Annotated in this window: 1 protein-coding gene; it reads right to left on the reverse strand. The window is 60.7% G+C overall.

The window, feature by feature from the left end:
* Positions 1-68: 68 nt before the first annotated feature.
* Positions 69-809: LuxR family transcriptional regulator (locus tag O7A60_RS31725; protein ID WP_337109586.1), on the reverse strand; the 741-nt coding region annotated here is incomplete at its 5' end.

Genomic DNA, 809 nt, shown 5'->3' on the forward strand with positions numbered 1-809 from the left:
TCCTCCAGTTTCGAGGCCAACCCAATGGTTCATCGCGGACCGATGCGGCATCACGCGATTGCGTGAGGCTAGCTGATCAGCCCCAGCCGGAAAGCTTTCGCGACAGCATGCACGTTGTTTGCCACGCCGAGCCTCTGGCGCACCGTTCGCAGATGTGTATCTGCGGTGTTGCGGCTGATGTTGAGGCGATCAGCGATGTTGTCGACGGTAAGGCCTTCAGCGGCCCAGCGCAGCACGTCCTGCTGGCGAGGCGACAGGCGCACGGGTGTCGAGCTTCGTTTTCCCTCGGCAAGAATGACCGCGCAACCGAAGGCGCAGGCGGCGACGAACTGAAAGGCGAGACGGTCGTGCGGATCTGGCTCGAGCTTCTCCCCTGCAACGGAAAATCCCACCGCCTGGCCGCTCAATGTTGCGAACGGAATCGTGAAGCCGTCGCGTAGCTTGAATTCTGATGCCTCGGCCATAACCCGTCGGCCGAAGGAACAAACGGTCGCAACCTGATCGATCTCGCTCCACCGGAAGGGCGTGGCCCCACGCTTCACAAGTTGGATGGTGGGGTCGCGATAAAGGTAGCCTTTCGAGAAATAGCGCTCCGACCATTGTTGAGGCCAGGCATCGAGCAGCACATGCGAGATCTGTTCGCGTCTCAGCGCTCGCGGCGGCGGGATCGGTCCCGCCAGCACGTTTCTCGCGCCAAACCGGTCGGCATAGGAAATCAGGTGTTGGCAGATTTCCTGCTGGCTTGAACTTTTGCGGATCTGATTGAGGAACTCGAACGTGTCATCGAGGTGCCGACGCCAAAGCGCAGG

The sequence above is a fragment of the Mesorhizobium salmacidum (SeqCode) genome (assembly GCF_037179605.1).
GTDB classification, from domain to species: domain Bacteria; phylum Pseudomonadota; class Alphaproteobacteria; order Rhizobiales; family Rhizobiaceae; genus Mesorhizobium; species Mesorhizobium salmacidum.